Source organism: Bradyrhizobium sp. F1.4.3 (assembly GCF_040548375.1).
Classification (GTDB): domain Bacteria; phylum Pseudomonadota; class Alphaproteobacteria; order Rhizobiales; family Xanthobacteraceae; genus Bradyrhizobium.
In genome coordinates this window covers 88738-112058 of the sequence record NZ_JBEPRN010000016.1, presented here as the reverse complement: position 1 = coordinate 112058, position 23321 = coordinate 88738, and the positions used below count along the sequence as shown (strand labels likewise).

Annotated in this window: 25 protein-coding genes; 11 read left to right on the top strand and 14 right to left on the bottom strand. The window is 63.5% G+C overall.

Annotated elements, in window-relative coordinates; all coding sequences use genetic code 11:
- Positions 1-150: 150 nt before the first annotated feature.
- Together groL and ABIB73_RS30265 are read left to right on the top strand one after the other, a co-directional pair.
- Complete coding sequence (gene groL / locus ABIB73_RS30270; protein WP_354230044.1) at positions 151-1782, top strand: chaperonin GroEL; 1632 nt, start codon at positions 151-153, stop codon at positions 1780-1782.
- Positions 1783-1925: 143 nt separating this feature from the next.
- Entirely contained in the window at positions 1926-3137 is a 1212-nt protein-coding gene (locus tag ABIB73_RS30265; protein WP_354230043.1) for a hypothetical protein, read from the top strand.
- 152 nt (positions 3138-3289) lie between these two features.
- Here ABIB73_RS30265 and ABIB73_RS30260 read toward each other — a convergent pair whose 3' ends face one another.
- Together ABIB73_RS30260 and ABIB73_RS30255 are read right to left on the bottom strand one after the other, a co-directional pair.
- Positions 3290-3688 carry an META domain-containing protein gene (locus ABIB73_RS30260; protein ID WP_354230041.1) on the bottom strand — a complete coding sequence of 133 codons (399 nt, stop codon included), beginning with the start codon at positions 3686-3688 and terminating at the stop codon, positions 3290-3292.
- A 135-nt stretch (positions 3689-3823) separates the two neighbouring features.
- Positions 3824-5488 carry an L-lactate permease gene (locus ABIB73_RS30255; protein WP_354230039.1) on the bottom strand — a complete coding sequence of 555 codons (1665 nt, stop codon included), beginning with the start codon at positions 5486-5488 and terminating at the stop codon, positions 3824-3826.
- A gap of 316 nt (positions 5489-5804) precedes the next feature.
- Between ABIB73_RS30255 and ABIB73_RS30250 the strand changes: the two genes are divergently transcribed.
- The gene (locus ABIB73_RS30250) at positions 5805-7568 is read left to right on the top strand and encodes an ABC transporter ATP-binding protein/permease (protein ID WP_354230037.1); all 1764 of its coding nucleotides are present in this window, start codon (positions 5805-5807) and stop codon (positions 7566-7568) included.
- 258 nt (positions 7569-7826) lie between these two features.
- Here the strand turns inward: ABIB73_RS30250 and ABIB73_RS30245 are convergent, their stop codons facing one another.
- From ABIB73_RS30245 to ABIB73_RS30230, 4 genes are all read right to left on the bottom strand, one after another.
- Positions 7827-8831 (bottom strand): TorF family putative porin, encoded by a 1005-nt coding sequence (locus ABIB73_RS30245; protein WP_354230036.1) that lies wholly within the window; start codon positions 8829-8831, stop codon positions 7827-7829.
- Between the two features lie 406 nt (positions 8832-9237).
- Positions 9238-9615 carry a histone gene (locus ABIB73_RS30240; RefSeq protein WP_354230034.1) on the bottom strand — a complete coding sequence of 126 codons (378 nt, stop codon included), beginning with the start codon at positions 9613-9615 and terminating at the stop codon, positions 9238-9240.
- Between the two features lie 69 nt (positions 9616-9684).
- Entirely contained in the window at positions 9685-11007 is a 1323-nt protein-coding gene (gene glcF / locus ABIB73_RS30235) for a glycolate oxidase subunit GlcF (protein WP_354230032.1), read from the bottom strand.
- Entirely contained in the window at positions 11004-12242 is a 1239-nt protein-coding gene (locus ABIB73_RS30230; protein ID WP_354230030.1) for an FAD-binding protein, read from the bottom strand. Before ABIB73_RS30230 ends, glcF begins: the two co-directional genes overlap by 4 nt.
- 456 nt (positions 12243-12698) lie before the next feature.
- On the opposite strand from ABIB73_RS30230, the gene ABIB73_RS30225 reads away from it, so the two are divergent.
- The gene (locus ABIB73_RS30225) at positions 12699-13034 is read left to right on the top strand and encodes a putative quinol monooxygenase (protein ID WP_354230028.1); all 336 of its coding nucleotides are present in this window, start codon (positions 12699-12701) and stop codon (positions 13032-13034) included.
- A gap of 45 nt (positions 13035-13079) precedes the next feature.
- Here ABIB73_RS30225 and ABIB73_RS30220 read toward each other — a convergent pair whose 3' ends face one another.
- Positions 13080-14243 (bottom strand): acyltransferase family protein, encoded by a 1164-nt coding sequence (locus tag ABIB73_RS30220; RefSeq protein ID WP_354230026.1) that lies wholly within the window; start codon positions 14241-14243, stop codon positions 13080-13082.
- Positions 14244-14270: 27 nt separating this feature from the next.
- Complete coding sequence (locus ABIB73_RS30215) at positions 14271-15764, bottom strand: FAD-linked oxidase C-terminal domain-containing protein (protein WP_354230024.1); 1494 nt, start codon at positions 15762-15764, stop codon at positions 14271-14273.
- Between the two features lie 268 nt (positions 15765-16032).
- Between ABIB73_RS30215 and cycA the strand changes: the two genes are divergently transcribed.
- From cycA to ABIB73_RS30200, 3 genes are all read left to right on the top strand, one after another.
- Positions 16033-16428, top strand: a complete 396-nt coding sequence (cycA, locus tag ABIB73_RS30210; protein WP_354230022.1) for a cytochrome c-550 CycA — start codon at positions 16033-16035, stop codon at positions 16426-16428.
- A 129-nt stretch (positions 16429-16557) separates the two neighbouring features.
- Positions 16558-16854: a type II toxin-antitoxin system RelE/ParE family toxin gene (locus ABIB73_RS30205; protein ID WP_354230020.1), complete on the top strand. Its 297-nt coding sequence runs from the start codon at positions 16558-16560 to the stop codon at positions 16852-16854.
- Positions 16855-16863: 9 nt separating this feature from the next.
- Positions 16864-17175: a HigA family addiction module antitoxin gene (locus ABIB73_RS30200; protein WP_354230018.1), complete on the top strand. Its 312-nt coding sequence runs from the start codon at positions 16864-16866 to the stop codon at positions 17173-17175.
- Here the strand turns inward: ABIB73_RS30200 and ABIB73_RS30195 are convergent.
- Positions 17172-18128: an alpha/beta fold hydrolase gene (locus tag ABIB73_RS30195; RefSeq protein WP_354230016.1), complete on the bottom strand. Its 957-nt coding sequence runs from the start codon at positions 18126-18128 to the stop codon at positions 17172-17174. The genes ABIB73_RS30200 and ABIB73_RS30195 overlap by 4 nt on opposite strands.
- A gap of 331 nt (positions 18129-18459) precedes the next feature.
- Between ABIB73_RS30195 and ABIB73_RS30190 the strand changes: the two genes are divergently transcribed.
- A complete protein-coding gene (locus ABIB73_RS30190; RefSeq protein WP_354230015.1) occupies positions 18460-18642 on the top strand; it encodes a hypothetical protein in 183 nt (60 codons plus the stop codon).
- Positions 18643-18654: 12 nt separating this feature from the next.
- Here ABIB73_RS30190 and ABIB73_RS30185 read toward each other — a convergent pair whose 3' ends face one another.
- The 5 genes from ABIB73_RS30185 to ABIB73_RS30165 all read right to left on the bottom strand — a co-directional run bounded on the left by ABIB73_RS30185 (position 18655) and on the right by ABIB73_RS30165 (position 21033).
- Positions 18655-18915: a hypothetical protein gene (locus ABIB73_RS30185; RefSeq protein WP_354230013.1), complete on the bottom strand. Its 261-nt coding sequence runs from the start codon at positions 18913-18915 to the stop codon at positions 18655-18657.
- Positions 18916-19039: 124 nt separating this feature from the next.
- Positions 19040-19678 carry a tetratricopeptide repeat protein gene (locus ABIB73_RS30180; protein WP_354230012.1) on the bottom strand — a complete coding sequence of 213 codons (639 nt, stop codon included), beginning with the start codon at positions 19676-19678 and terminating at the stop codon, positions 19040-19042.
- A gap of 107 nt (positions 19679-19785) precedes the next feature.
- The gene (ykgO, locus tag ABIB73_RS30175) at positions 19786-19911 is read right to left on the bottom strand and encodes a type B 50S ribosomal protein L36 (RefSeq protein WP_006611362.1); all 126 of its coding nucleotides are present in this window, start codon (positions 19909-19911) and stop codon (positions 19786-19788) included.
- 198 nt (positions 19912-20109) lie between these two features.
- A complete protein-coding gene (locus tag ABIB73_RS30170) occupies positions 20110-20544 on the bottom strand; it encodes a MaoC family dehydratase (protein ID WP_354230010.1) in 435 nt (144 codons plus the stop codon).
- Between the two features lie 12 nt (positions 20545-20556).
- On the bottom strand, positions 20557-21033 hold the full coding sequence (locus ABIB73_RS30165; RefSeq protein ID WP_354230008.1) for a MaoC family dehydratase: 477 nt from the start codon (positions 21031-21033) through the stop codon (positions 20557-20559).
- A 137-nt stretch (positions 21034-21170) separates the two neighbouring features.
- Between ABIB73_RS30165 and ABIB73_RS30160 the strand changes: the two genes are divergently transcribed.
- Genes ABIB73_RS30160 through ABIB73_RS30150 form a run of 3 tightly spaced genes read left to right on the top strand, consistent with a single transcriptional unit; the run spans position 21171 to position 23298 of the window.
- Entirely contained in the window at positions 21171-22055 is an 885-nt protein-coding gene (locus tag ABIB73_RS30160) for an amidohydrolase family protein (protein ID WP_354230006.1), read from the top strand.
- Between the two features lie 13 nt (positions 22056-22068).
- Positions 22069-22809, top strand: a complete 741-nt coding sequence (locus tag ABIB73_RS30155) for a haloacid dehalogenase type II (protein ID WP_354230005.1) — start codon at positions 22069-22071, stop codon at positions 22807-22809.
- A 21-nt stretch (positions 22810-22830) separates the two neighbouring features.
- Positions 22831-23298: a YbaK/EbsC family protein gene (locus ABIB73_RS30150; protein WP_354230003.1), complete on the top strand. Its 468-nt coding sequence runs from the start codon at positions 22831-22833 to the stop codon at positions 23296-23298.
- Positions 23299-23321 lie beyond the last annotated feature (23 nt).

The following is a 23321-nucleotide window of genomic DNA, read 5'->3' as shown; positions in this document are numbered from 1 at the left end:
GGCCAGACGCCTGAACGGCCGCTGAATGCCATGCCCGGATCATCAGATCCGGGCATCCATCATTCCGCCGGGTTCGACCCACGGATCCCGGACTTGATGCGACGATCAAACCAAACAAGACACATCACGAAACACGAGGGATTGCTGAACATGGCTGCCAAGGACGTCAAGTTTTCCGGAGACGCGCGCGAACGCATGCTGCGCGGCGTCGACATTCTCGCCAACGCGGTCAAGGTGACGCTCGGCCCGAAGGGCCGTAACGTCCTCATCGAGAAGTCGTTCGGCGCGCCCCGCATCACCAAGGACGGCGTCACCGTCGCCAAGGAGATCGAGCTCGAGGACAAGTTCGAGAACATGGGCGCCCAGATGGTGCGTGAGGTCGCCTCCAAGACCAACGACCTCGCCGGCGACGGCACCACCACCGCGACCGTGCTGGCCCAGGCCATCGTGCGCGAAGGCGCCAAGGCGGTTGCGGCCGGCATGAATCCGATGGACCTCAAGCGCGGCATCGACATCGCCGTTGCAGCAGTCGTCAAGGACATCGAGAAGCGCGCCAAGCCGGTCGCGTCCTCCTCCGAGGTCGCCCAGGTCGGCACCATCTCGGCCAACGGCGACACCGCCATCGGCAAGATGATCGCGCAGGCGATGCAGAAGGTTGGCAACGAGGGCGTCATCACCGTCGAGGAGAACAAGTCGCTCGACACCGAGGTCGACATCGTCGAGGGCATGAAGTTCGACCGCGGCTATCTGTCGCCCTACTTCGTCACCAACGCCGAGAAGATGACCGCCGAGCTCGAGGACGCCTACGTCCTCCTGCACGAGAAGAAGCTCTCCGGCCTTCAGGCCATGCTGCCGGTGCTGGAAGCCGTGGTGCAGTCGGGCAAGCCGCTCGTCATCATCGCCGAGGACGTCGAGGGCGAGGCGCTGGCCACCCTGGTCGTCAACCGTCTCCGTGGCGGCCTCAAGGTCGCCGCCGTCAAGGCGCCGGGCTTCGGTGATCGCCGCAAGGCCATGCTGGAGGACCTCGCGATCCTCACCGGCGGCCAGCTGATCTCGGAAGAGCTCGGCATCAAGCTCGAGAACGTCACGGTGAAGATGCTGGGACGCGCGGGCAAGGTGGTGATCGACAAGGAGAACACCACGATCGTCAAGGGCGCCGGCAAGAAGCCCGACATCGAGGCCCGCGTCGGCCAGATCAAGGCGCAGATCGAGGAGACCACCTCGGACTACGACCGCGAGAAGCTCCAGGAGCGCCTCGCCAAGCTCGCCGGCGGCGTCGCGGTGATCCGCGTCGGCGGCGCGACCGAGATCGAGGTCAAGGAGAAGAAGGACCGCGTCGAGGACGCGCTCAACGCCACCCGCGCCGCGGTGCAGGAAGGCATCGTCCCCGGCGGCGGCGTTGCGCTGCTCCGCGCCAAGAGGGCGGTCGGCCGTCTCACCAACGCCAATGCCGACGTCCAGGCCGGCATCAACATCGTGCTGAAGGCGCTGGAAGCCCCGGTGCGCCAGATCTCCGAGAACGCGGGCCTCGAAGGCTCCATCGTCGTCGGCAAGATCCTGGAGAACAAGTCCGAGACCTTCGGCTTCGACGCCCAGAACGAGAACTATGTCGACATGGTCGAGAAGGGCATCATCGATCCGGCCAAGGTGGTCCGTACCGCGCTCCAGGACGCCTCCTCGATCGCCGGCCTGCTGGTGACCACCGAGGCCATGGTCGCCGAAACACCGAAGAAGGAAGCCCCGCCTGCAATGCCGGCCGGCGGCGGCATGGGCGGCTTCTAAGCCGTCCGTTCCATTGCAATGTTGCGAAGGCCGCCTCCGGGCGGCCTTCTTTTTTGCCGACCATGGTTTGTGCTTTCCAATTCAACCGGTGGTCAAAACCAACTACGGTGGCGGCCGATTCTGTTTTCTCGAGGATTTCGTCGATGCGCGCGCTTCTGGTTTGCCCGACAATTCTTTTGGCGGCTCTGCTTGCCGTCTCGCCCGAAGTCGCATCCGCCCAGATGAAGCTGTCGCCGAAAGCCACGGCCCCCGGCGGCGTGGAGACGCGCTATTTCACCTCGATCGACGGGCTGATGGACGGCAATGCCGACGTGATCCTCAAGGAGACGCGGAGCGGCAAGATTGTGACGGCGGCCGTGCTCGACGTCTGCTACCCTGTTTCAAAGAATTCCGACCGCAAGGATCGCTTCGTCGTCAACCTCCAGGTCTCGGGGCAGACGCTGACCGGTACGACGCAGAGCCTCGGCGAGAAGGCGCCGGTCACCGTCAAGCTCGCGCGCAAGCCGACCGGAGACACCTTCGAATTCCGCGGCCAGATCGGCATCGGCCAGGCCGTGACCGAGGTGACCTCGCCCGACAATGCCGATCTCAGCGAGAAGGAATTTCTGGACAACCAGACCACCGACGACGGCATCACGCCGCAGCCCAAGGATTTTACCGACGTCTCGCCGGAGGCGATCGCGGTGAAGGTCAAGCTGGATACTGCGACCGACTTCCTGAAGAGCCTCAAAGGCCAGGACATCGAGGTGACGCTGGCGAGCCTTAACGTCGGCTGCGACGCGCTGCGTGCTGGCGAGCAGACCATCAACATGTCGGTCGATCCGGAGCGCGCAGCTGCGCTGCTCGCGAAGTTCAAGGCGATGCCGGGCGTCACCGCAGCGGGCTGGACCGCAGGGATAACCGAGATGGACCGCACCATCCGCATCCCCGCCGCCGACTGGCGCGACGGCGACAAGATCAACCGCGACAAGCTCGCTACCGCAGTTGCGGGCGTGCTGGGCAAAACGCTCGCGGCAAAGCCGGTGTCCCAGAGCTTCAGCCCAGCCACCGGCAAGCTCAAGCTCGTCTTGAAACGTCCGAACCAGGATTTCCCGGCGCTCGAACTCACCGACACGATCGAGGTCGCGGGCCTCGTCTCATCAGACAAGCCGGGGGCGACCGACCGGCTGATGCTGTGGATCGGCAGCCCCTCAACCACCACGGCCGACGAGAGCATCGGCGCGAAGCTCAGCGTGTCGGACGACGCGGCTGCCGACGAGGAAAGCGACCAGCCCGACGACAACGGCGCGGTCGAGGCGCTCGCCAGGGAGCTGAAGGGCCAGCGCTGGGACGCCGACAAATCGGTGTGGAAATAGGCTGAGTTCTCGTGCCCCGGACGCAGCGCAGCACGTCAGTGATGCGCTGCCGAGCCGGGGCCCAGAGCCACACGCCGAAGTCGGGGTAGAAGCTGGGTCCCGGCTCCGCGTCGCAGCGCTTGGCGCTGCGCCTTGTCCGGGACACGAGAGAGCTAATTCCCGTTGGCGCGAAAACGCAGCGGCTTCGGGCCGACCAGCGTGAGTACGTCGCCCTGGCGCTTCCAGGTCTCGACGCTGCTGAGCGCCGCGACGAGGTCGTCGTCGGCCTGGGCCCTGGCCGGCGGACAGGAGCGGTCCTGGATCTGGCCAGGGACGAAGATCACGGTGTTGCCGGCGACGGAAAACTGGCCCTTGCCGCCCTTGCACCAGAGCTCCAGCACGACCTCGCCATCGTCGCCGATCTCGATGTTCGGAATCCGCTTCGAGCCGGGCTGCGGCACTGCCTCCAATGTCATCTCGGTGCCGAAGGGGAAGCCCTCTTCCGCGCGTGCGAGCGCAGACATCGCAAGCACCGCGGCCGCCGCACATACCATCCACCTGAACGAAACCATGAGACCTCTCGACCGACCCGATTTGCCCGGTCTTCTATAAGACGGCGAAGCCTTTGAGAAGGATCGTCGATTCAAGACACAAAAATCCCCGCGGGACGAGACCCGCGGGGATTTCGTTGCAACTCGGTGTTCCAGTTATTTCAGGACCATCGCCGTGAACGGCCAGACATAGGCCTGCAACGTCACGAACACGCCAACGAGGGAGGCCAGCACGATCGAGTGCCAGAACACGAAACGCAGGATCGTGCCTTCGTGGCCGTACCAATTGGTCGCGGTGGAAGCGACCACGATCGATTGCGCGTCGATCATCTTGCCCATCACGCCGCCAGACGAGTTGGCGGCCGCCATCAGGATCGGCGACAGGCCGAGCTGCTGGGAAGTGATCTTCTGGAGGTTGCCGAACAGGATGTTCGAGGACGTGTCCGATCCCGTCAACGCCACGCCCAACCAGCCGAGCAGCGTGCCGAAGAAGGGATAGAGCACGCCGGTTGCGGCAAACGCGAGACCCAGCGTCGCGTCGACGCCGGAGAGCCGCGTCAGCGTGCCGATCGCGAGCATCGCCGAGATCGTGATCAGCGAGATCGCGCAGAGCCGGATGGTGCGGCCATACTCGGTGACCAACCGTCCGGGACCGACGCCCATCAGGAAGCCGGAGATGATCGCCGCGATCAGCATGCCCGTACCCGTGAAGGACAGGTAGGTGAAGCTGAACACCGCACTTTCCTTGGTCGGCCCTGGGGCGACCGGCGGCATCTTGTTGATCATCTGGTGCAGCTCGGGAACGGCATAGTTCCAGGTGAAGATGCCGTTCGCCCAGGTCTTGAAGGCGCCGTTGCCCCAGATCAGCATCACGACGCAGACGATGATCCACGGCAGCAACGCGCTGAACAGCTCTCCTTGCGTGAGCGGGGTTTTGTCCAGCGGTTTTGCGGCGGCCATGGTGGAGGCCGATTCGTCGTGACCGCGTAGCGCAGGCGAGAGCCAGAGCTGCCTGGGCTGCCAAACCTTCAGGAACAGGATCAGCGCACCCATCGAGATCAGCGATGCCCCGATGTCGACGATCCAGGGATTGACGTAGTTCGAGATCACGAATTGCGGGACCGCGAACGACACTCCGGTGATGAGAATCGCCGGCCAGACGTCCTTCATGCCCTTCCAGCCCGCGAACGCCCACACCACCCAGAACGGCACGATCAGCGAAAAGACCGGCAATTGCCGTCCGACCATCGCACCGAGGATGTAGGGATCAAGCCCGGTGACGGAGGCGAGGCCCTGGATCGGCGTACCCAGCGCACCAAAGGCAACCGGCGCGGTGTTGGCGATCAGCGACAGGCCGGAGGCCGCGAGCGGCGAGAAGCCTAGCCCGATCAGCACGGCACCGGTGATCGCGACCGGCGTGCCGAAGCCCGAGGCACCCTCGAAGAAGGCACCGAAGGAGAAGGCGATCAGGAGGAGTTGCAGCCGCCGGTCCTCGGTGACGCCGCCGACCGCACGCTTCAAGAGCTCGAAGCGCCCGGTCGTCACCGTCACCTGATAGAGGAAGATGACGTTGAGGACGATCCAGCCGATCGGGAAGAAGCCGGTCACGATGCCAAGGATCGAGGCGCGGATCGACATGTTCACCGGCATGGTGAAGACGAAAATCGTGATCAGGTTGGTCACGATCACGGCGATGACGGCTGCGATATGGGCCTGGACGCGCCCGCTCGCGATCAGGACGAGCAGCGTGACGACGGGCACCGCCGCTGCGATCGTCGACAGCACGGGGCTGTGCAGCGGGTCGTATATTTGATTCCACATGGTCTTCCTCCCCCACGCGCTTATGTGGCAGGCCGGCCAGCGTGGACGGCGAGCCTGCCTGGCGCAGTGGTGAAGTGTGCCTTTGAACCTGAAGCGAATGGCTTGCGAATCCAGCGGTTCCCGCCCGCTCACAAGCTCGCGAAGTCCCGGAGGCCCCCACCCCGCGCCGTTAAAGCCCATGCTAGGGTTGCAAGCCGCGACAAGCCAACGCAAATTGCGCAACTTGCGACTTTAGTCTAAGCGCGCTTAGTCCCGCTATTGCCTCAGCCAATTGGCTCCAGGCATTTGCGCACATCCCCGCAGGAGACCAAGCTCTGTGAAGAACATCAGCGCCACGCTCGCGATCGTCTGGCGAATCGCCGGTCCCTATTTCCGATCGGAGGACAAATGGGCTGGCCGTGGCCTGCTCGCCGCCGTCATCACGATCGAGCTGGCGCTGGTCGCGATCAACGTCCTCGTCAGTCAGTGGCAGAACCGGTTTTTCACTGCAATCCAGGAATACGATCTGAATCGGTTCGTCAGCGAGATCTGGGTATTCCTCGGGCTCGCTTCCGTCTTCATCACGCTCGCCGTCTACAAACTCTACCTCAACCAGTGGCTCCAGATCCGCTGGCGGCAATGGCTGACCGGACACTACCTCGGCGAATGGCTCGATGACGCCACCCACTATCGCATGCAACTCAAGGACGACGCCGCCGACAACCCGGATCAGCGTATCACCGAGGACGTCAAGAATTTCGTCGAGCAAACGCTGGTCATCGGCCTGGGCCTACTGTCGTCGATCGTGACGCTGGTCTCGTTCGTCGTCATCCTCTGGGGTCTGTCCAACAAGGCCCCACTGCACCTTTACGGCACCGATATCGTTATCCCTGGTTTTCTGGTTTGGTGTGCGCTGCTTTACGCAATGCTGGGTACTGCGCTGACGCACTGGATCGGCGCTCCGCTCATCAACCTCAATTTCGAGCAGCAGCGCTTTGAGGCCGACTTCCGCTTCAACCTGATCCGCGTCCGCGAAAATTCCGAGCAGATCGCCCTCTTGAAGGGTGAGAGCGCGGAGCGAGGGCATCTGTTGCAGCGCTTCGGTTTCGTCATCGGCAACTGGTACGCGATCATGAGCCGGACCAAGCGCCTTACCGCTTTCACGGCAAGCTACAATCAGGCTGCAGTGATCTTTCCTTATGTAGTGGTGGCGCCAGCTTACTTCGTCACCAAGAGCATCCAGCTCGGCGACATGATGCAGACGGGCTCGGCGTTCGGCAGCGTGCAGGACGCGCTGTCTTTCTTCGTCTCGGCCTACCGCTCGATCGCCGAATGGCGCTCGATCGTCGCGCGTCTCGACGGCTTCGAAATGTCGGTCAGCTCGGCAGTCGATATCGCGGCTCACGAGCCGACAATTGGCATTCCACCATCGAGCGGCAAGGCGATCACACTTCAACAGTTGCTGGTGAACCTGCCGAATGGCGAGCCGCTGGTTAGCGTCGATGCCTTGACGGTCCAGCCGGCTGAACGGGTGCTGGTGACGGGGCCGTCCGGCTCGGGCAAGTCGACGCTGTTCCGGGCCATCGCCGGCATCTGGCCGTTCGGCCACGGGACGATCGCCATTCCCCAGACGGCCAGGCTGATGATGCTGCCGCAGCGGCCGTATTTTCCGATCGGTGCGCTGGCCGACGCCGTGACTTACCCCGCTGAAAAAGGAACGATTGCACCTGAAAAGGTGGCGGACGCGCTGATAGCAGTCGGCCTGCCGCGTCTGGCAAAACGGCTCAATGAGGACGGCCATTGGAACCGGATGCTGTCGCTCGGTGAGCAGCAGCGCCTGGGGCTCGCCCGCGCGCTGCTGCATGCGCCGGACTATCTGTTCCTGGACGAGGCCACTGCCTCGCTCGACGAGCCGTCCGAGGCCCGGCTGTACCGGCTGCTGGCCGAGAAGCTGCCGCAGGCCACCATCGTCTCGATCGGGCACCGCTCGACGCTGGACGCCTTCCACACCCGCAAGGTGACCATGGTGGAGGACGGCGAGATCCATGTCCTCGGCGATGCCGGCAAGCCGGCCCAGCCCGAACCGAGCGCGGCGCGCTGAGGCGCGAAGGCGCGGTTAAGCCCCGGGGGCTATTGGACCCCGGCAGGCGGTTTCCTCGCGGCCCATCCTTCGAGACGTCCGACGCAGGCGGGCTCCTCAGGATGAGGTCTTGTTTGGCGGCAGGATCGCAGACCCTCATGGTGAGGAGCGCCGCCTTGCGGCGCGTCTCGAATCATGCAGGCCGAGCCCGCTCGCGCCCCCAAAGCAAAAGGGCGGCAGATTGCTCTGCCGCCCTCGTCAAATCGCTCGGGAAGAAACTTACTTCAGGTTGCTCATCGCCGTCAGGTCGAAGGACAGCTTGGCGATGCCCGCCGCGCCGCACCAGTTCGAGCCAGCGCCGCCGGGGTTGATCGGGGTGACGCTGGTGGTGCCAGAGGCGTTGAACGCGCTGGTAAAGGCGTTGCAATCACCCTTGCTCAGATCGGTGTCGGAGTAACGCAGATCCAGCGTGAACACCTTGTAGGTGAAGCCGATGCCGATGTTCCAGGTGTCGTAGTCCTTGTAGGGGATACCGTTGGCGAAAACGGTGCCGACGCCGGTGCCGTAGAAGGCATCCGAGGTGCCGAACCACTGACGGCCGAATTCACCCGACACGTACATGCCGACGCCGGAAGCACCGAACACCGTGCTCGGCGCGATATACTTGGCGGTCACCGAAGCGTAGTTGCCCCAGGCGCCCGAGTTCAGGAAGTTCGGCGAGTAGTACTCGTTCACACCAACCGACCAATTGTCGTTGATGGTGTAGTTCAGCTTGCCGTAAACTTCGAAGAAGCTGACGTCCTTCTTCATGACGTTGCCGTCGCCGAGGAAGATCGTGGTCGTGCTGATGGCGCAGACGTTGCCGCCGGGAATGCCGCCGGTCGTCACGTTGTCGGCGCAGCTTCCACCCGGATACAGGTAACCCCAGACGCCGATGTCGAAGGCAAATGCGCCGAAGGTCGGGCGGATACCGCCGTAGACGTCGACTTCAGCAGCAGCGCGGTTGGCGAAGGAGATGCTCTCCGCGGACACGCCGGCATACAGCTGGAGGTCCTTGGTGATGTTGTAGCGCGGTTCGAAATAGGCGGCGACCGAGGGCTGGTGGTTCGACTGGGTCACACCGCGGAAGATGTAGTCGCTCATGATTGCGCCGCCGAAGGCGACATCCCAGGGGTCAAACGCGACCGGCGGCGGAGCCTTCACTGCCTTCAAGGGCATGTCCGCCGCGAAAGCCGAACCCGTCACCATTGCCAGCGCCGTTGCCAACAAAGCCACTTTTTTCATTTCGATCCCCATCACCAGTTCTAAACCCCAGTCGAGTTCCGGAAGCCCCCCGGGCCTACCCGACCTGATTGCAAATTTCATAACTGCCGCAATCTGGATTGAGGGACGTGAACCGTGAAGCAAAAATCGCGGGCATCTGCCGACTTTTTAGGCGTTCTGACGATTCCACGAAAGGTTGTCGGCCGGTGTTGCTTCTAGATCACATTATTTTCACCCCAAAGGGCACAGAGGGGACCGGGATACTACGTAGGCCCGCATTCCGTGGCGTGCGCGCCACGAATCAGGCTGACTCGAAAAGCGGCAGTCTCCGGCAAGCCATGGCGACGATGCAAAAAGGCCGCAGCGTCACCGCTGCGGCCTTCCTGACTTTCGGTCGTGGTGGAGACTGACCTAACCCGGCGCTGGCCTAGCTCTGACCCTCGGCCGGCGTCGGTTCCGCAGAAGACGAAGGCATCGCCCAGCTTGTCTCGGCGGCGGGCTCGGGAGCCGGCGCCGCGACCGGCGCTGACGGCTTCGGAGCAGGAGCTGCCTTCGCCTTCTTCGGTGCCGCTTTCTTCGCGGTCTTCTTCACAGCCTTCTTCACAGCCTTCTTTGCAGCCTTCTTGGCAGCCTTCTTCGGTGCGGCCTTCTTGGCCGATTTCTTCGCAGACTTCTTGGCGGACTTTTTCGCGGTCTTCTTCGCCGACTTCTTCTTGCCGGCCTTCTTCTTCGTCGCCTTCTTCGCCGCTACAACCTTCTTGGCCTTTTTGGCCTTCTTGCTTTTTTTCTTCTTCGCTTTCGCCATCGTGGTCCTCCTGTTGCCGCCGAACAATGGTCGATCGGGCGTCTTCGGCCGTCACCTCGGAACGAATGCTCAGCTCGACGAATTCAATGCCGGCCGCGCCCCGCCCGTAGCCCAATCGAGAAGCTCAATCGTGTGTACGACCGGAACTGACGTGCCACTGGCAATCTGCACCATGCAGCCGATATTGCCCGCGGCAATCATGTCCGGCTTGACACTCGCGATGTTGGCGACCTTGCGATCGCGCAACCTGCCCGCAAGGTCGGGCTGGAGAATGTTGTAGGTCCCCGCCGAACCGCAACACAAATGGCTCTCCGGCACATCTTTCACCACGAATCCATTCTTGGAAAGCAATTCTTTCGGAAGGCCCGTGATTTTCTGCCCGTGCTGCAACGAACACGCGGAGTGATAGGCGACGACGATGTCGTCCTGTCGCGTCGTCGGCGCAAGTCCAAGACCGGCGACGTATTCGGTGATGTCCTTTGCGAGCGCGGAGACCCGCGCGGCATCGGCGGCAAGCGCGCGATCCTCGCGCAGCAGATAGCCGTAGTCCTTGATCACGGTGCCGCAGCCCGAGGCCGTCACCAGGATGGCGTCGAGCCCCTCGCCTGCCGCCTCCTTCTGCCACGCCGCGACATTGGCGCGAGCCCGTGCCAGCGCATCATCATCGTGCCCGAGGTGATGGGTCAACGCGCCGCAGCATTGCTCGTCCCTGACCAGCACGACCTCGACCCCGTGGCGGGTCAGGAGACTGATGGCCGCCTGGTTGATGCGCGGCGCCAGCACCTGCTGGGCGCAGCCCTGGAGCAGCGCGACCCGGCCGCGCTTCTTGCCGAGTGCTGCGAACACGCTGCCGGCGGCGGGGCCGGGCGACGGCAGACGGCCCGGGGCCAGCGCCAGCATCGCCTTGATCCGTTGAAGGAGGCCGGGCGTGGCCGACGGCCGCGGGGTGGGCAGGAAGACAGCGAAGGGCCGGGCCAGGCTCGCCAGCCGCATGCTCATGCGGAAGCGCTGCGGGTCCGGCAGGACAAAGGCGAGGACCTGGCGCAACAGCCGCTCAGTCAGCGGCCGCCGATAGCGCTCTTCGATCCTGACCCGGGCCTGGTCGACGAGATGCATGTAGTTCACCCCCGAGGGGCAGGTCGTCATGCAGGCCAGGCACGACAGGCAGCGGTCGACATGCTTCACCACCTCCGCTGTCGGCGCCTGGTCCTTCTCCAGCATCTCCTTGATCAGGTAGATGCGGCCGCGCGGGCTATCGAGCTCGTCGCCGAGCAGCACATAGGTCGGGCAGGTCGCGGTGCAGAAGCCGCAATGGACGCAAGCGCGTAAAATCTTGTCGGCTTCCGCGATGTCGGGGTCGGCGAGCTGCGCGAGTGAGAATTCGGTCTTCATGCCGCAGCGCCCCGCGTCAGCCGTCCCCGGTTCAAAATGGTGTTCGGATCGAAACTGGCGCGGACGCGCTCGCCCAGGGCGGCAACGCCGGCCGGTTGCGGATGGAACACATCGACACCGCGCCTGACGTCCTCGGCCGCCCGGATCAGCGTGGCGTGGCCGCCGACGGCATTTGCGCGCTGGCGCACGGCCGGCGCGTGCGCGTCGCCCTTCGGCGGCAGCGCCGCCCAGATCAGTCCGCCGCCCCAATCGTAGATGACGTCGCCGCCGGTCTCGCGCGCCAATTGCGCGCCGAGTAACGCCCCTGAGGCCGGCGGACAGACGATCCGCCAGATTGGCCAGGCGCCTAGCGCGCCGTTTGCCGCGAACGGCAGGACATCGCGGACGGTGGCCCACAGCGCGGACGACGCCACATCCTCGATGAGGGTCGCGGTTCCAAACGGCGCCAGCAATTCGCGCAGCGAGCCGGCGCGGTGGGCAGCGGAGGCCGTGATGCCCTCGAGCCGCAGCATGGTCAGCGCCTCGCCCTGGCCTGCGATATCTCCGGCCCCGTCGGCCCTGGCCCGGAATGCCGATTTCGCCAGATGCGCGGCGCCGGAGACGTCGAAGGGCGAACCGAGCGCCGCGGTCATCGCCTTGTTGGCGGCGGCATCGTCGAGGCCGCGCAGCAGCAGCGTCCGCTCGGCTTCGGGCTTCGGCATCACCTTCAGCGTGACCTCGGTCATCACTGAGAGCGTGCCCCAGGACCCCGCCAGCAGCTTGCAGAGGTCGTAGCCGGTGACATTCTTCACCACCTTGCCGCCTGTCTTGAAGCTGTCGCCGAAGCCGGAGACGGCGTGCGCCCCCAAGAGATGGTCGCGCGCCCCGCCCGCCTTGATGCGCCGCGGACCGGCGAGCCCGGCCGCGATCATGCCGCCGATGGTTCCGAGCGCCGGCGTGCCGAGCAGCGGTGCCGTGTTCATCGGCTCGAAGGCGAATTGCTGGTTCTTGGAATCGATCAGCGACAGCACGTCGGCTAGCGGCGCACCGGCCTGGAGCGTGACGATCAGCTCGTTGGGTTCGTAGGAGGTGACGGCATTCAGCGCGGAGACGTCGAGCACGGCGTTGGTCGCCATGGCGTGACCGATGCTGCGCTTGCTGCCATGACCGATGATCTCGAGCGGCTGCTCATTGGCAATCGCCGCGCGCACCACCTCTTCGACGTCTTTGGCGTCTCTGACCTTGAGCGTATCCACGCCTGTAGCGGGTAACGAAATTCGGCACCAAAATCAAATGCGGCGTGGAGCCGGCGAACAGCACTGTCCGGCTCGCCGCCTGCGCCCGCCCTCCTCCTTCAGCCGCTGCAGGATCAGGACATGGGCGGCTCCGGCGTTTGATGAAAATTCATCGTGCTCGGTGCGCAGGACCGTACCGCGACAGTTCGATCACAGCCGAAGCGTTCACGACATCGACACTTCGACCTGCGGCGAACCAAACCCGGCAGACCATTGCTACAAGGTTGCGCCGATCATGGTCGCGACCAACCGATGGAAACAGACATGGAGCGATCGACACATGCGCGGCCGGCGCCGCGCGTCCACGAAGCGTTCACCCGCAGGTCGGTGATCCCTGCCTTCGGGACCGTCCTGGCGATCCATCTCTTGCCATGGACGACGACGTCATCCCAAGCCCAGCAGCAAGGAGCAACGACAATGAACCATTACGCAACGCAGAAATCGATCAGCGACGCAGTTGACGGCGGCGGCCTTCTCGTCGTCGCGCAATGGGAGGCGAAGCCCGGCGAGGCCGACAAGGTCGCCGCGATCCTCGACCACTTCCTGCCCGAGGCGCAGCGCGAGAACGGCGTCAAGCTATTCCTGATCTCGCGCGCCAAGGACAATTCGGCGCAGTTCCTGTTCTACGAACTGTTCCGCGACGAGGCAGCGTTCAAGGCGCACCAGGAGAGCGCACATTTCAAGACCTACATCGCCGGTCAGGCCCTGCCGTTGCTGGCACGGCGCGAGCGCACACAATACGCGTTGATGTAAGCCTTATCGGTCGAGGCGCCGCGGCTTGCGCCGCGGTGCTTCGTGCTAGATGATCGCCCGCAATGGCGATTTGCGCAAAATCCACGCCGACACTGCGAAACTGCCGGCGGCCGCAAGCAACGTCAATAGCAACACCTTTGCGATCGCACCCATCGGCAGCGTGTGCAGGAGCAGCGCAAAGCCGATCAGGATCGGCGGATGGATCAGATAGACGCCGAACGCATTGTCGGAGAGCCATTTGGCGACCCGTCCCTGCGCGTCGAAATGGCGGCGATAGACGGCGAGCATCACCAGCCCCATGCCGACGCAGACCAGCGCCTCCCACAGGCACTTTCCGGCGCTGACGAGATTGATGCCGCCGGCATAGAGCGTCGTATCGCCGCTCAAGCCACCACCGAACGCTACCAGCGCGGCGAACAGCGGCACCGAGAGCGCCAGCGCAAGCAGTCCCCAGCGGATGCAGGAACGCTCGGCAAGCTCCGCCATCCAGTTGCCGCGATAGCCAAACGCGCCGGCCGTGAACATCAGAACATATTGCGGGAAGTCGCCTGGATGGACGTTGAGCACCGAGGCATCGGCATGCACGGCGATGCGAACGGCAAATGTCGCGGCGGTCATGGCAACGATGAAAAGGGCGATCGCAGTCCCGTGCAGCGTGACGTTCCGTTCTCGCCATCCTGACAGACGAGCGAGGCCATAGACGATCGAAAACAGGAGTAGCACCGCGCAGAACCACATCGGCCCGGTCTCGGACAGCCACTCTCCGTCCCTGAGATGGGTCAGCCATTGATGGCCGAAACCGCCTTTGCCCCAGGTCCAGGAGAGAAAATACTGCGTGAGCGGGCCGATCACGAACATGTAGAGCAAAGTCGGCACGCCGAGCCTGACCAGACGGTCACGGGCAAATCTCGAAAACCCCTTCCTGTCGAACGCGGCGGCAGCGAAATAACCGGCGATGAAGAACAGCACGGCCATGAAAAAGGCCTGGAGAAAGCTCTGGTAGATGCCCAACGCGAGCGCTGTGCCGAAGCCCGTCGCCTGCCGGTCCACGTAGTACCAATTGCCGAACGGGCTATAGGTATCGCAGGCGTGCATGCTCAGCACGAGAATGATCATCGACCAGCGGATGTTGTCGATGAACAGGAGCCGCGACTTCGTTCGCGGCTCGGCCGGCGGGACGTCCGTGGCAGCTATCGCAACGCCCGCCATGTCGCCACCATGCCGGATATCCGGCCGTCAGAATCGCGGGATGTCCGGAAACGCCAGCTTGCCCGCATGGACATGCATGCGGCCAAGCTCGGCGCAGCGGTGCAGCGTCGGAAACACCTTGCCCGGGTTGAGCAGGCCCTGCGCGTCGAAGGCGCATTTCAGCCGCTGCTGCTGGTTGAGGTCGATCTCGCTGAACATTTCAGGCATCAGGTCGCGCTTCTCGATGCCGACGCCGTGCTCGCCGGTGAGCACGCCGCCGAACTCGACACAGGCGCGCAGGATGTCGGCGCCGAAGGCCTCGGCGCGCTCGATCTCGCCGGGCTTGTTGGCATCGTAGAGGATCAGCGGGTGCAGATTGCCGTCGCCGGCGTGGAACACGTTGGCGCAGCCAAGCTGGTATTTTTCCGACAGCTCGCGGATGCGCGCCAGCGCCTTCGGCAGCGCGCCGCGCGGGATGGTGCCGTCCATGCAGAGATAATCGGGCGAGATGCGCCCCACGGCGGGAAACGCCGCCTTGCGGCCCGCCCAGAACAAATTGCGCTCGGCTTCTGACGTCGAGATCTGGCAGGTGGTCGAGCCGCAGCCATTCGCGATCGTCTCGACGCGCGTGATCAGCTCGTCGACCTCGATCTTGGGGCCGTCGAGCTCGATGATGAGGAGCGCCTCGACATCGAGCGGATAGCCGGCATGGACGAAGGCCTCCGCGGCGTGGATCGCCGGCTTGTCCATCATCTCCATGCCGCCGGGAATGATGCCGGCGCCGATAATGCGTGCGACGCATTCGCCGGCGGCCTCGACTTGCGCGAAGCCAACCATCAGCGCGCGCGCCGTCTCCGGCTTTTGCAGGATACGCACCGTGATCTCGGTGATGACGCCGAGCAGGCCCTCCGAGCCGGTGATGACGCCCATCAAGTCGTAGCCGGAATTTTCCGCCGACTTGCCGCCGATGCGCAGGATCTCGCCGCTCATCAGGACAATCTCGCAACCGAGCACGTTGTTGGTGGTCATGCCGTATTTCAGGCAGTGCACGCCGCCGGAATTTTCCGCGACATTGCCGCCGATCGAGCAGGCAATCTGCGACGACGGATCGGGCGCATAATAGAAGCCGGCATGCGCGACCGCCTGGCTGATCGCGAGATTGGTAACGCCGGGCTCGGTGACGACAGCGCGGTTGTCGAAATCGATCTCGCGGATGCGCTTGAACTTGCCGAGCCCCAGCAGCACGCCGTCTTCGAGCGGCAGTGCGCCGCCGGACAGCGAGGTGCCAGAGCCGCGCGGCACCACCTTGATACCGTGCTCTGCGCAATATTTCAGAACGAGCGAGACCTGCTCGGTCGTATCCGGCAGCACCACGACCATTGGCGGCTGCCGATAGGCGGTCAGCCCGTCGGATTCATAGGCCCGCATCTCGGCGGCGCTATCGATCACGCCTTCGCCGGGCACGATGGCGCGCAGCGCGGCCACGATCTCAGCGCGGCGCGCGAGCACGGCCGGGTCGCTCGCAGGCATCATGATGGCCATATCACATCCTTCATGGCATATCCTTCCGGCGCGCAGCCCAGGATCGATTTTATCGCACCAAATCAACCACGTCTGCGGTGGTTTGGGTAGGCCATCCGAAAGTCGGATCAGGGATCTTCCGCGAGTTCGCTCTGGGACAAGTAGGAAATCATGAAACCTGTCATGGTTTCGTGGCTTGTCCAAGCCGAGCGGGCCGTGCCAAAACCGGCGGGTCCGACGATCGCCGACCAGATAAGAGTCCCACCGGGAAAGAGACGAAGAGCACCCTATGAAAAAACTGACTTTTGGCGCGCTGATGATCTTCACCGTCACTGCCACGGCCTCCACCGCGATGGCGCAGGATGTCGCGGCCGGCAAATCGTCGTTCAACAAATGCCTGGCCTGCCACGCGATCGGCGAAGGCGCCAAGAACAAGGTCGGACCGGAGCTCAATGGCCTGGACGGCCGTCATTCCGGCACCGCGCCGGACTACAATTATTCGGACGCGAACAAGAATTCCGGCATCACCTGGGGCGAGGCGCAGTTCAAGGACTACATCAAGGATCCCAAGGCCAAGATCCCCGGCACCAAGATGGCGTTCGCCGGCGTCAAGAACGAGACGGAGATCAACAACCTCTGGGCCTATGTGTCGCAGTTCGACAAGGACGGGAAGATCAAGCAGTAGGCGGATAAGGGCTGGCCGTCCTTCCGACCGCATCTCCGGGTCATTTTCGAAATGAGCTCTCGCCGGCTTTGAGACGTTGCCCGCATGTACCACCATGTGGTACAATGCCTCAACCGGCGGGGCTTGCTGATGATCTCGAGTTTCCGTGACGAGTGGCTGCGCGCCTTCTTCGTCGACAACGTCAGATCAAAGCAGATTCCCTCGGACCTTGAGGACAGACTTTTTCGCAAGCTTCAGATGCTCGACGACGCGACGTCGGACCAGGACCTGCGGGTGCCCCCAAGCGATCATTTCGAGAAGCTGCGTGGCAATCTAGCGGGGTTACACTCGATCCGGGTGAACAAACAGTGGCGATTGGTCTTTCGATGGTCAAGTGGCCAGGGTGAGGCGGAAAACGTCTATTTGGACAATCATCGCTATAGATAGGCAAACCGCATGCTGATGACCAAGCGCAGGCCTGCAACGGTCGGGCAGATTCTGACCGAAGAATTCATGGCCCCCCTTGGACTGACCCAGGGAGCCCTCGCCGCGGCCATGGGCGTGCAGCGCAAGCACGTCAACGAGCTTTGCAACGATCGCCGGAGCGTGACCGCTGCAACCGCTCTCATTCTCGCACGCGTCTTTGGCAACAGTCCGGATTTTTGGCTGAACGTCCAGCGCCGCACCGACCTTTGGGAGGCCATGAACTCGCCGAGCGACCGCAAACGGATCGAGCGCGCCAGGCCCATCGCAACGAAGGCCGCCTAGCCGCTCACCACCTTTACGGCAACGATCCTACCGATCATCGTCTCGATCTCAGTCTTCACGAGATCCGGCACGGCGTTCTGCACCATGTGGCCGAGATCGGGCAGCACGATCAGCTTGGCATTCGGCACCAATGCTGCGAACGGGCGCGCGTGGATGTCGGTCGACACGGTCTTGTCGGGCTCGCCGGCGATGATCGTGACCGGCGCCTTGATCTCGCCGTAGCGCGCGACTTGCGCGGCGACCGACGCCTTCAGCGTCACCAGATCATAGGCATTGGCGATGAACTCGCGCGGGCGCAGCAGCAGCGGCGTCGCGGAGTCCTTCACAAAGCCGTCCGGCATCATTTGTGGCAGGAACACGTCGCGCGCACCGGACTCGGCGACGAAATACCCCAGCGGCAGCGTGATGGTATAGGCGAGCAGCGGACCGATCGCCGGCGTTGCGATGATCTCGTTGTAGCGGCCGACGCCGCCACGCCAGGGATGGGTGACAGGCGCCAGCATCACGAGGCCTGCAACGCGGCGGGGATGATCGAGCGCCAGCCGCGCGCCGAGCGCGCCGCTCCAGGAATGCACGACAAAGATCGCGCGATCGATCCGGAGCTTTATCAGCGCCTCGTCGATCATCCGCGCCTGGATCTCCGGCGTCGAGTCCTGCTGCCGCGCGCGCGTGCTCCAGCCATGTCCGGGACGGTCAATCAGGATGACGCGATGCTCCCTGGCGAGGAGATCGCCGAGCGGATGCCGCATCACTTCGAGATTGGAGCTCGCGCCATGCAGCATCACGACCGGCAGGCCTGCGTCACGCGGACCGATATCGACGACGTGAAGTGTCGCACCATCGACCTCGATCATCCGGCCCGCGGGCGGAAAAGCACGTTGCACGGCGACGACGCCGGCCTGCGTGACCAGCGCGAGCAGAACCAGCGCTGTCACGACTGATATCACGATCATGGAGAGAGTCCGGGCAATCCAGGGCACATGGCAGCTACGGGTCTTGGCACGCGGCAGTTTCGCCCCGTGGGCCTCGGCGCTTCCACTGGAAATGCCGAGGCTGTGGATATGTGCATAATCCGGATCTACAAAAATGCAATGAAATCAACGATCTTCCTGGTGACACACAAGCCTCGGACCAGCTTCATGCAGCCGTCATAGCAGCTTCCTTATAATCGCCACGGTCGGTTCCCCCATCTAGACACGGGTGGGCGCCGATCCCTCCTCGCAGTCCCACGGGATGCGGGAAAGACCGGCAAGATTGTCCTGGTTTGAACCGGAGGATTTTTCGATGAGCATGAGATCGAACGACACTGCGATCGACGAGATAGTCGCGAGCTGCAACGGCGACCTGCGCGGTGCCGTCCGGGCGCTGCTCCTGATCAACGAGCATCTCGAGGCGGAGCTTGCAAAGGCTTACGCCGCAGCGGTCGATCATGGCCTCACTGAGCGCGGCGGCAGCGTCCTGCACTAGCGCGCAGGCGGCCTAGTTCGCGCTGTCGCCGGCCTTTTCCTCGTCGGGGGTGACCGCGGGACAGGCACGGATGGTTGTCCGGGCAAGCTTGGCATCGTCCTTCGACTTGTAGGGACCGTCGCCGAACCAGATGTCGCCATCGATCACCGGATTGCTGGTGACAATGTTGCATTTGCCGGTGGCGCGATTGCCGACCACCCAGAACAGTCCGTCGGCGAGGCTCATCGTCCCCGACGCCAACAGCAAGCTACCCGCAAAGATCAAACGCTTCATGGCTGTGCTCCTGCCATGCAGGTAGGCCTGCTGGCGCGCCGACAATACCCCTCGCAGCGCGACGCATGCGATCGTGGTTAATCCCCACGTGCCGCAACCGCTCGAAAAATGATCGAGTTGTAGGCTAGATGTCGCGGCCTTCGACCTTCTCGGTCAGCGCCTTGACCTGGTCGGGGATCTTGTCGAGGTGCGGATTGACGGCGAGCGCCTTGCGGTACGCCTCCAGCGCTCGCTTCTCGTCGCCGACCTCCTGCATGATCATGCCGAGGCCTGCGAGCGCGCCGAAATGACGGGGCTCCCGGATCAGCACCTCGCGGATGTCGGCGAGCGAACGGCCATAATCGTTCTGCATGTAGTAGAGCGTGGCGCGCCGGTTCCAGGCTTCGATGTAATCGGGCCTGAGCTTGATAACCGAATCCAGCAGCTTGATCCCGATGTCAATCTTCTGCGCATCGACCGCCACCTTGGCCCGCGCCATCAAAAGCGCCGCGGTGTCGCTCGGGGTCTGGAGCCAGATCGCCCAGATCCGCGCCTCGACATGCTTGGCGCTGACGTCGTCAGGGGCGGCCTTCAGCGCGCCGAACAGGAAATCGAGATTCTTGGTGCGGTCGACCTTGGGCAGTTTGGCCGGTGCCTCCGGCAGCTTCTTCTGCTTGCCGGGCGGAACCGGCGGATCATCCTGCCCTAGGGCCGGAGCGAGGCCGGCGGTTGCCAGAACAAGGGCCAGACACAGGGTGCGCGCGAAAAGGAATCTCACTGCCATGATCGAAGTCTAGACGCGCAAAGCCGCCCTTGCAAAGCAGGAGCGGCGTCAAACTCGTGTGAGACCGTGGTCTTGCGGGGCGCGTCTGGGCCACCGGCAGGGCAAAATCAGCCCTGGCGAGCCTTGAAGCGGCGCTGCACCTTGTTGATCACATAGACCCGGCCCTTGCGGCGGACCAGGCGGTTGGCGCGATGGCGACCGCGCAGCGATTTCAGCGAGTTACGGACCTTCATGGCGGAATCCTGAACGTTCGAAAGGCCGTGTTCGGCACTACCGTTTCGGCACGCGCGAATGTGGCAAAATGAGATTTTTCCCGCTGGCGGACGACCGCCCGGGACGGGGCGGTTTCTAAGGCATGGCGGGACTGGATGTCAATGCAAACGGGCGATTCCACCCCGAATTAACCTCTGGATAGGACTGAAACGGCCCTTTCACGCCGGAAATTCGACCGTTGCCTCGCCCGTCGCAACCCGCTGCTCGTTCTGATTCCGCACGACGACGTCGATCACGACCCAGCGCGACCTGGCGGTCACCTGCTTCGCCTTGATGATCCCGGAGGGTTGGATGGTGTCGCCCGGGCGGACCGGCTTGACCCATCGGGTCTCGAGCCGGCGATGGATCGCGCCGGCCGGATAGGCCCAGTCGGTGATCATGCGCGTGATCAGGCCGAAATTGTTCATGCCGTGCATGATCACGCCGCCGAACTGGGTCTTGCCGAAGCTGCCCGTCATGTAGTCGTCGTCGAGATGCAGCGGATTGTAGTCGAGCGAGGCGTCACAGAACAGGCGGATGGAGTCGCGCGAGACGTCGAAGGCCGGTCCTTCGATCAGGTCACCCGCGTTGAGGCTTTCGAACGTGACGGTCATCGCGGTGTTCCCTTACATTGGCCGGATGGTCCAGCCGCGGCCGGAGCAGATCACCTCGTCCGCCTGGTTGAAGAAGACGTTATCATGCACCACGAACAGCCGCTCGCGCTTGATGAACTTGTCGAGCGCGCGGGCTTCAAGCCGGATAACGTCGCCCGGGCGGGCCGGGATGCTGTAGCTCCAGGACTGCCCGGCATTGACCGTGCCCGGCGAGCGCATCCAGTCGTCCGCTGGCGTGCAGGCGAACATCAGCATGATATGGATCGAGGGCGGCGCGATCAGCCCGCCATAGCGGGTGCCCCTCGCATAGGCCTCGTCGAAATAAAGCGGATGGGTCTCGCCGACCGACTTGCAATAGAGCTCGATTGCCGCGCGCGTCAGCGTGTAGGGGACAGTCTTGCGCGGCTCGCCCGGGACGATCTCGTCCCACATCTTGCGTGCCTGGGCATCCTTCCAGAAATCGGTCTCGAAGGCTTGCGCCTCTGCCATTTTCAGCCTCCCCTACTGCTTCATTGTTCCGAAAACACTAGCGCAGGTATTTCCGCCGACCAACGCTGCCTTCGCGAGGCACTTGCCAAATTCGTTATATCATATAATCAATTTGACAACCCGTCGGGAGGAAACCAATGCCGAAGCTGAAGCTGCCCAATATCGACGATGTCGTGGCCATCGACATCCATACTCATGCCGAGGAGCCCTGCGGCACCCATCCCGACGACGGCTATGACGACTTCCAGGCGCAGATGGCCGACTACTTCAAGTCGCCGCACAAGCATCCGCCGACAGTGCCGGAGACCGCGGCCTACTACCGCTCCAAGAACATCGCCGCGGTGATCTTCCCGGTCGACGCCGAGCGCGAGACCGGCTTCCGCCGCTACAACAATTACGAGATGCTGGAGGTCGCCTCCGACCATCTCGACGTCCTCATCCCGTTCGTCTCGATCGACCCGCACAAGGGCAAGCTTGGCGTGCGCGAGGCGCGCAAGCTGATCGAGGAATACGGCGTCCGCGGCTTCAAATTCCATCCGACCATGCAGGGCTTCTACGCCAACGACCGCATGGCCTATCCGCTCTACGAAGAGATCAACAATGGCGGCGCGATCGCGCTGTTCCACACCGGCCAGACCGGCGTCGGCTCGGGCATGCCCGGCGGCATGGGCATGCGGCTGAAATATTCCAACCCGATGTACATGGACGACGTCGCGGCAGATTTCCCCGACCTCAAGATCATCCTCGCCCACCCCTCCTTCCCCTGGCAGGAAGAGGCACTGTCGGTCGCGACCCACAAGCCGAACGTCTATATCGACCTGTCCGGCTGGTCGCCGAAATATTTCCCGCCGATCCTGGTGCGCTATATCAACTCGATCCTTCAGGATAAGATGCTGTTCGGCTCGGACTGGCCGGTGATCACGCCGGACCGCTGGCTGTCGGATTTTGCCAAGATCGACATCCGCGACGAGATCCGGCCGAAGGTGCTCAAGGCCAACGCGCGCAAGCTGTTGGGGATCTAACGAAGAGGTCAGCGTGATAATCAAAGCCGTCGTCTTCGACGCCTACGGAACGCTCTACGACATCCAGTCGGTCGCGGAGATTACCGAAGACGCGTTCCCGGGCTACGGCGAGATCATCACGCAGGTCTGGCGCATCAAGCAGCTCGAATACACCTGGTTGCGCTCGCTGATGCGGCGCTACCAGGATTTTGCTGCCGTCACGCGCGACTCGCTTGCCTATACGCTGCGCGTGCTCGGGCTTGCCTACGAGAACGAGGCCTTCGAGCGCGTCATCGAAAAATATCTGCATCTCGAACTTTATCCGGACGCGACGGCAGCTCTTGCCGCGCTGAAGCCGCGAAAACTCGCCATCCTCTCCAATGGCAGTCCGGACATGCTGAATGCGCTCGTGCGCAACACCGGCCTCGACCACCTGCTCGATGCCACCATCAGCGTCGATGCGAAGAAGATCTTCAAGCCATCTCCGGAAGCCTATGAGCTGATCGGCGAGATGCTCGGCACCGCACCGAAGGAGGTTCTGTTCGTCTCCTCAAATCCCTGGGATGTCGCAGGCGCAAAGTCGTTCGGACTGAACGTCGCCTGGATCGAACGGGTGACGCCCGAGGCGATGGCGCTGGCTTGCGTCGAGAACGAACTCGTGGCACCGCTCACCCTGTTCAAGGCGATCCGCACCCAGATGGACGAGCTTGGATTCGCGCCGGACCACCGCGTCCGTTCGCTCTCCGAGCTGCCCGGGATCGCCGCCCGCCCGTGAGACTGGAATGAGCCGACTGGAATGAGCCTGGAATCCGTTCGCGCCTTCTTCGCCGAGAAAGCCCCCGACATCTCAGTCATCGAATCCACGATCAGCTCCGCGACCGTGACGCTGGCCGCAGGGGCCTATGGCGTCGAGCCCGGGCGGATCGCCAAGACGCTGTCGTTGCGGATCGGCGAGCGCGTCATCCTGATCGTCGCGGCCGGCACCTCGCGCATGGACAACAAGAAGGTCAAGGCTGCATTCGGCGGCAAGCCGAAGATGCTGGGGCTGGAAGAGGTCGCCGAGATCACCGGCCACGAAGTCGGCGGCGTCTGTCCGTTCGGACTGAAATCGCCGCTGCCGATCTATTGCGACGTGTCGCTGAAGGCGTTCGACATCGTGGTGCCGGCGGCAGGCTCGACCCACAGCGCCGTGCGCATCACGCCCGACCGCATGGCCGAATTGACCGCCGCCGAATGGGTCGATGTCTGCGAGATCAGGCCCTAAGGCGGCAACGGCGAGCACTCATA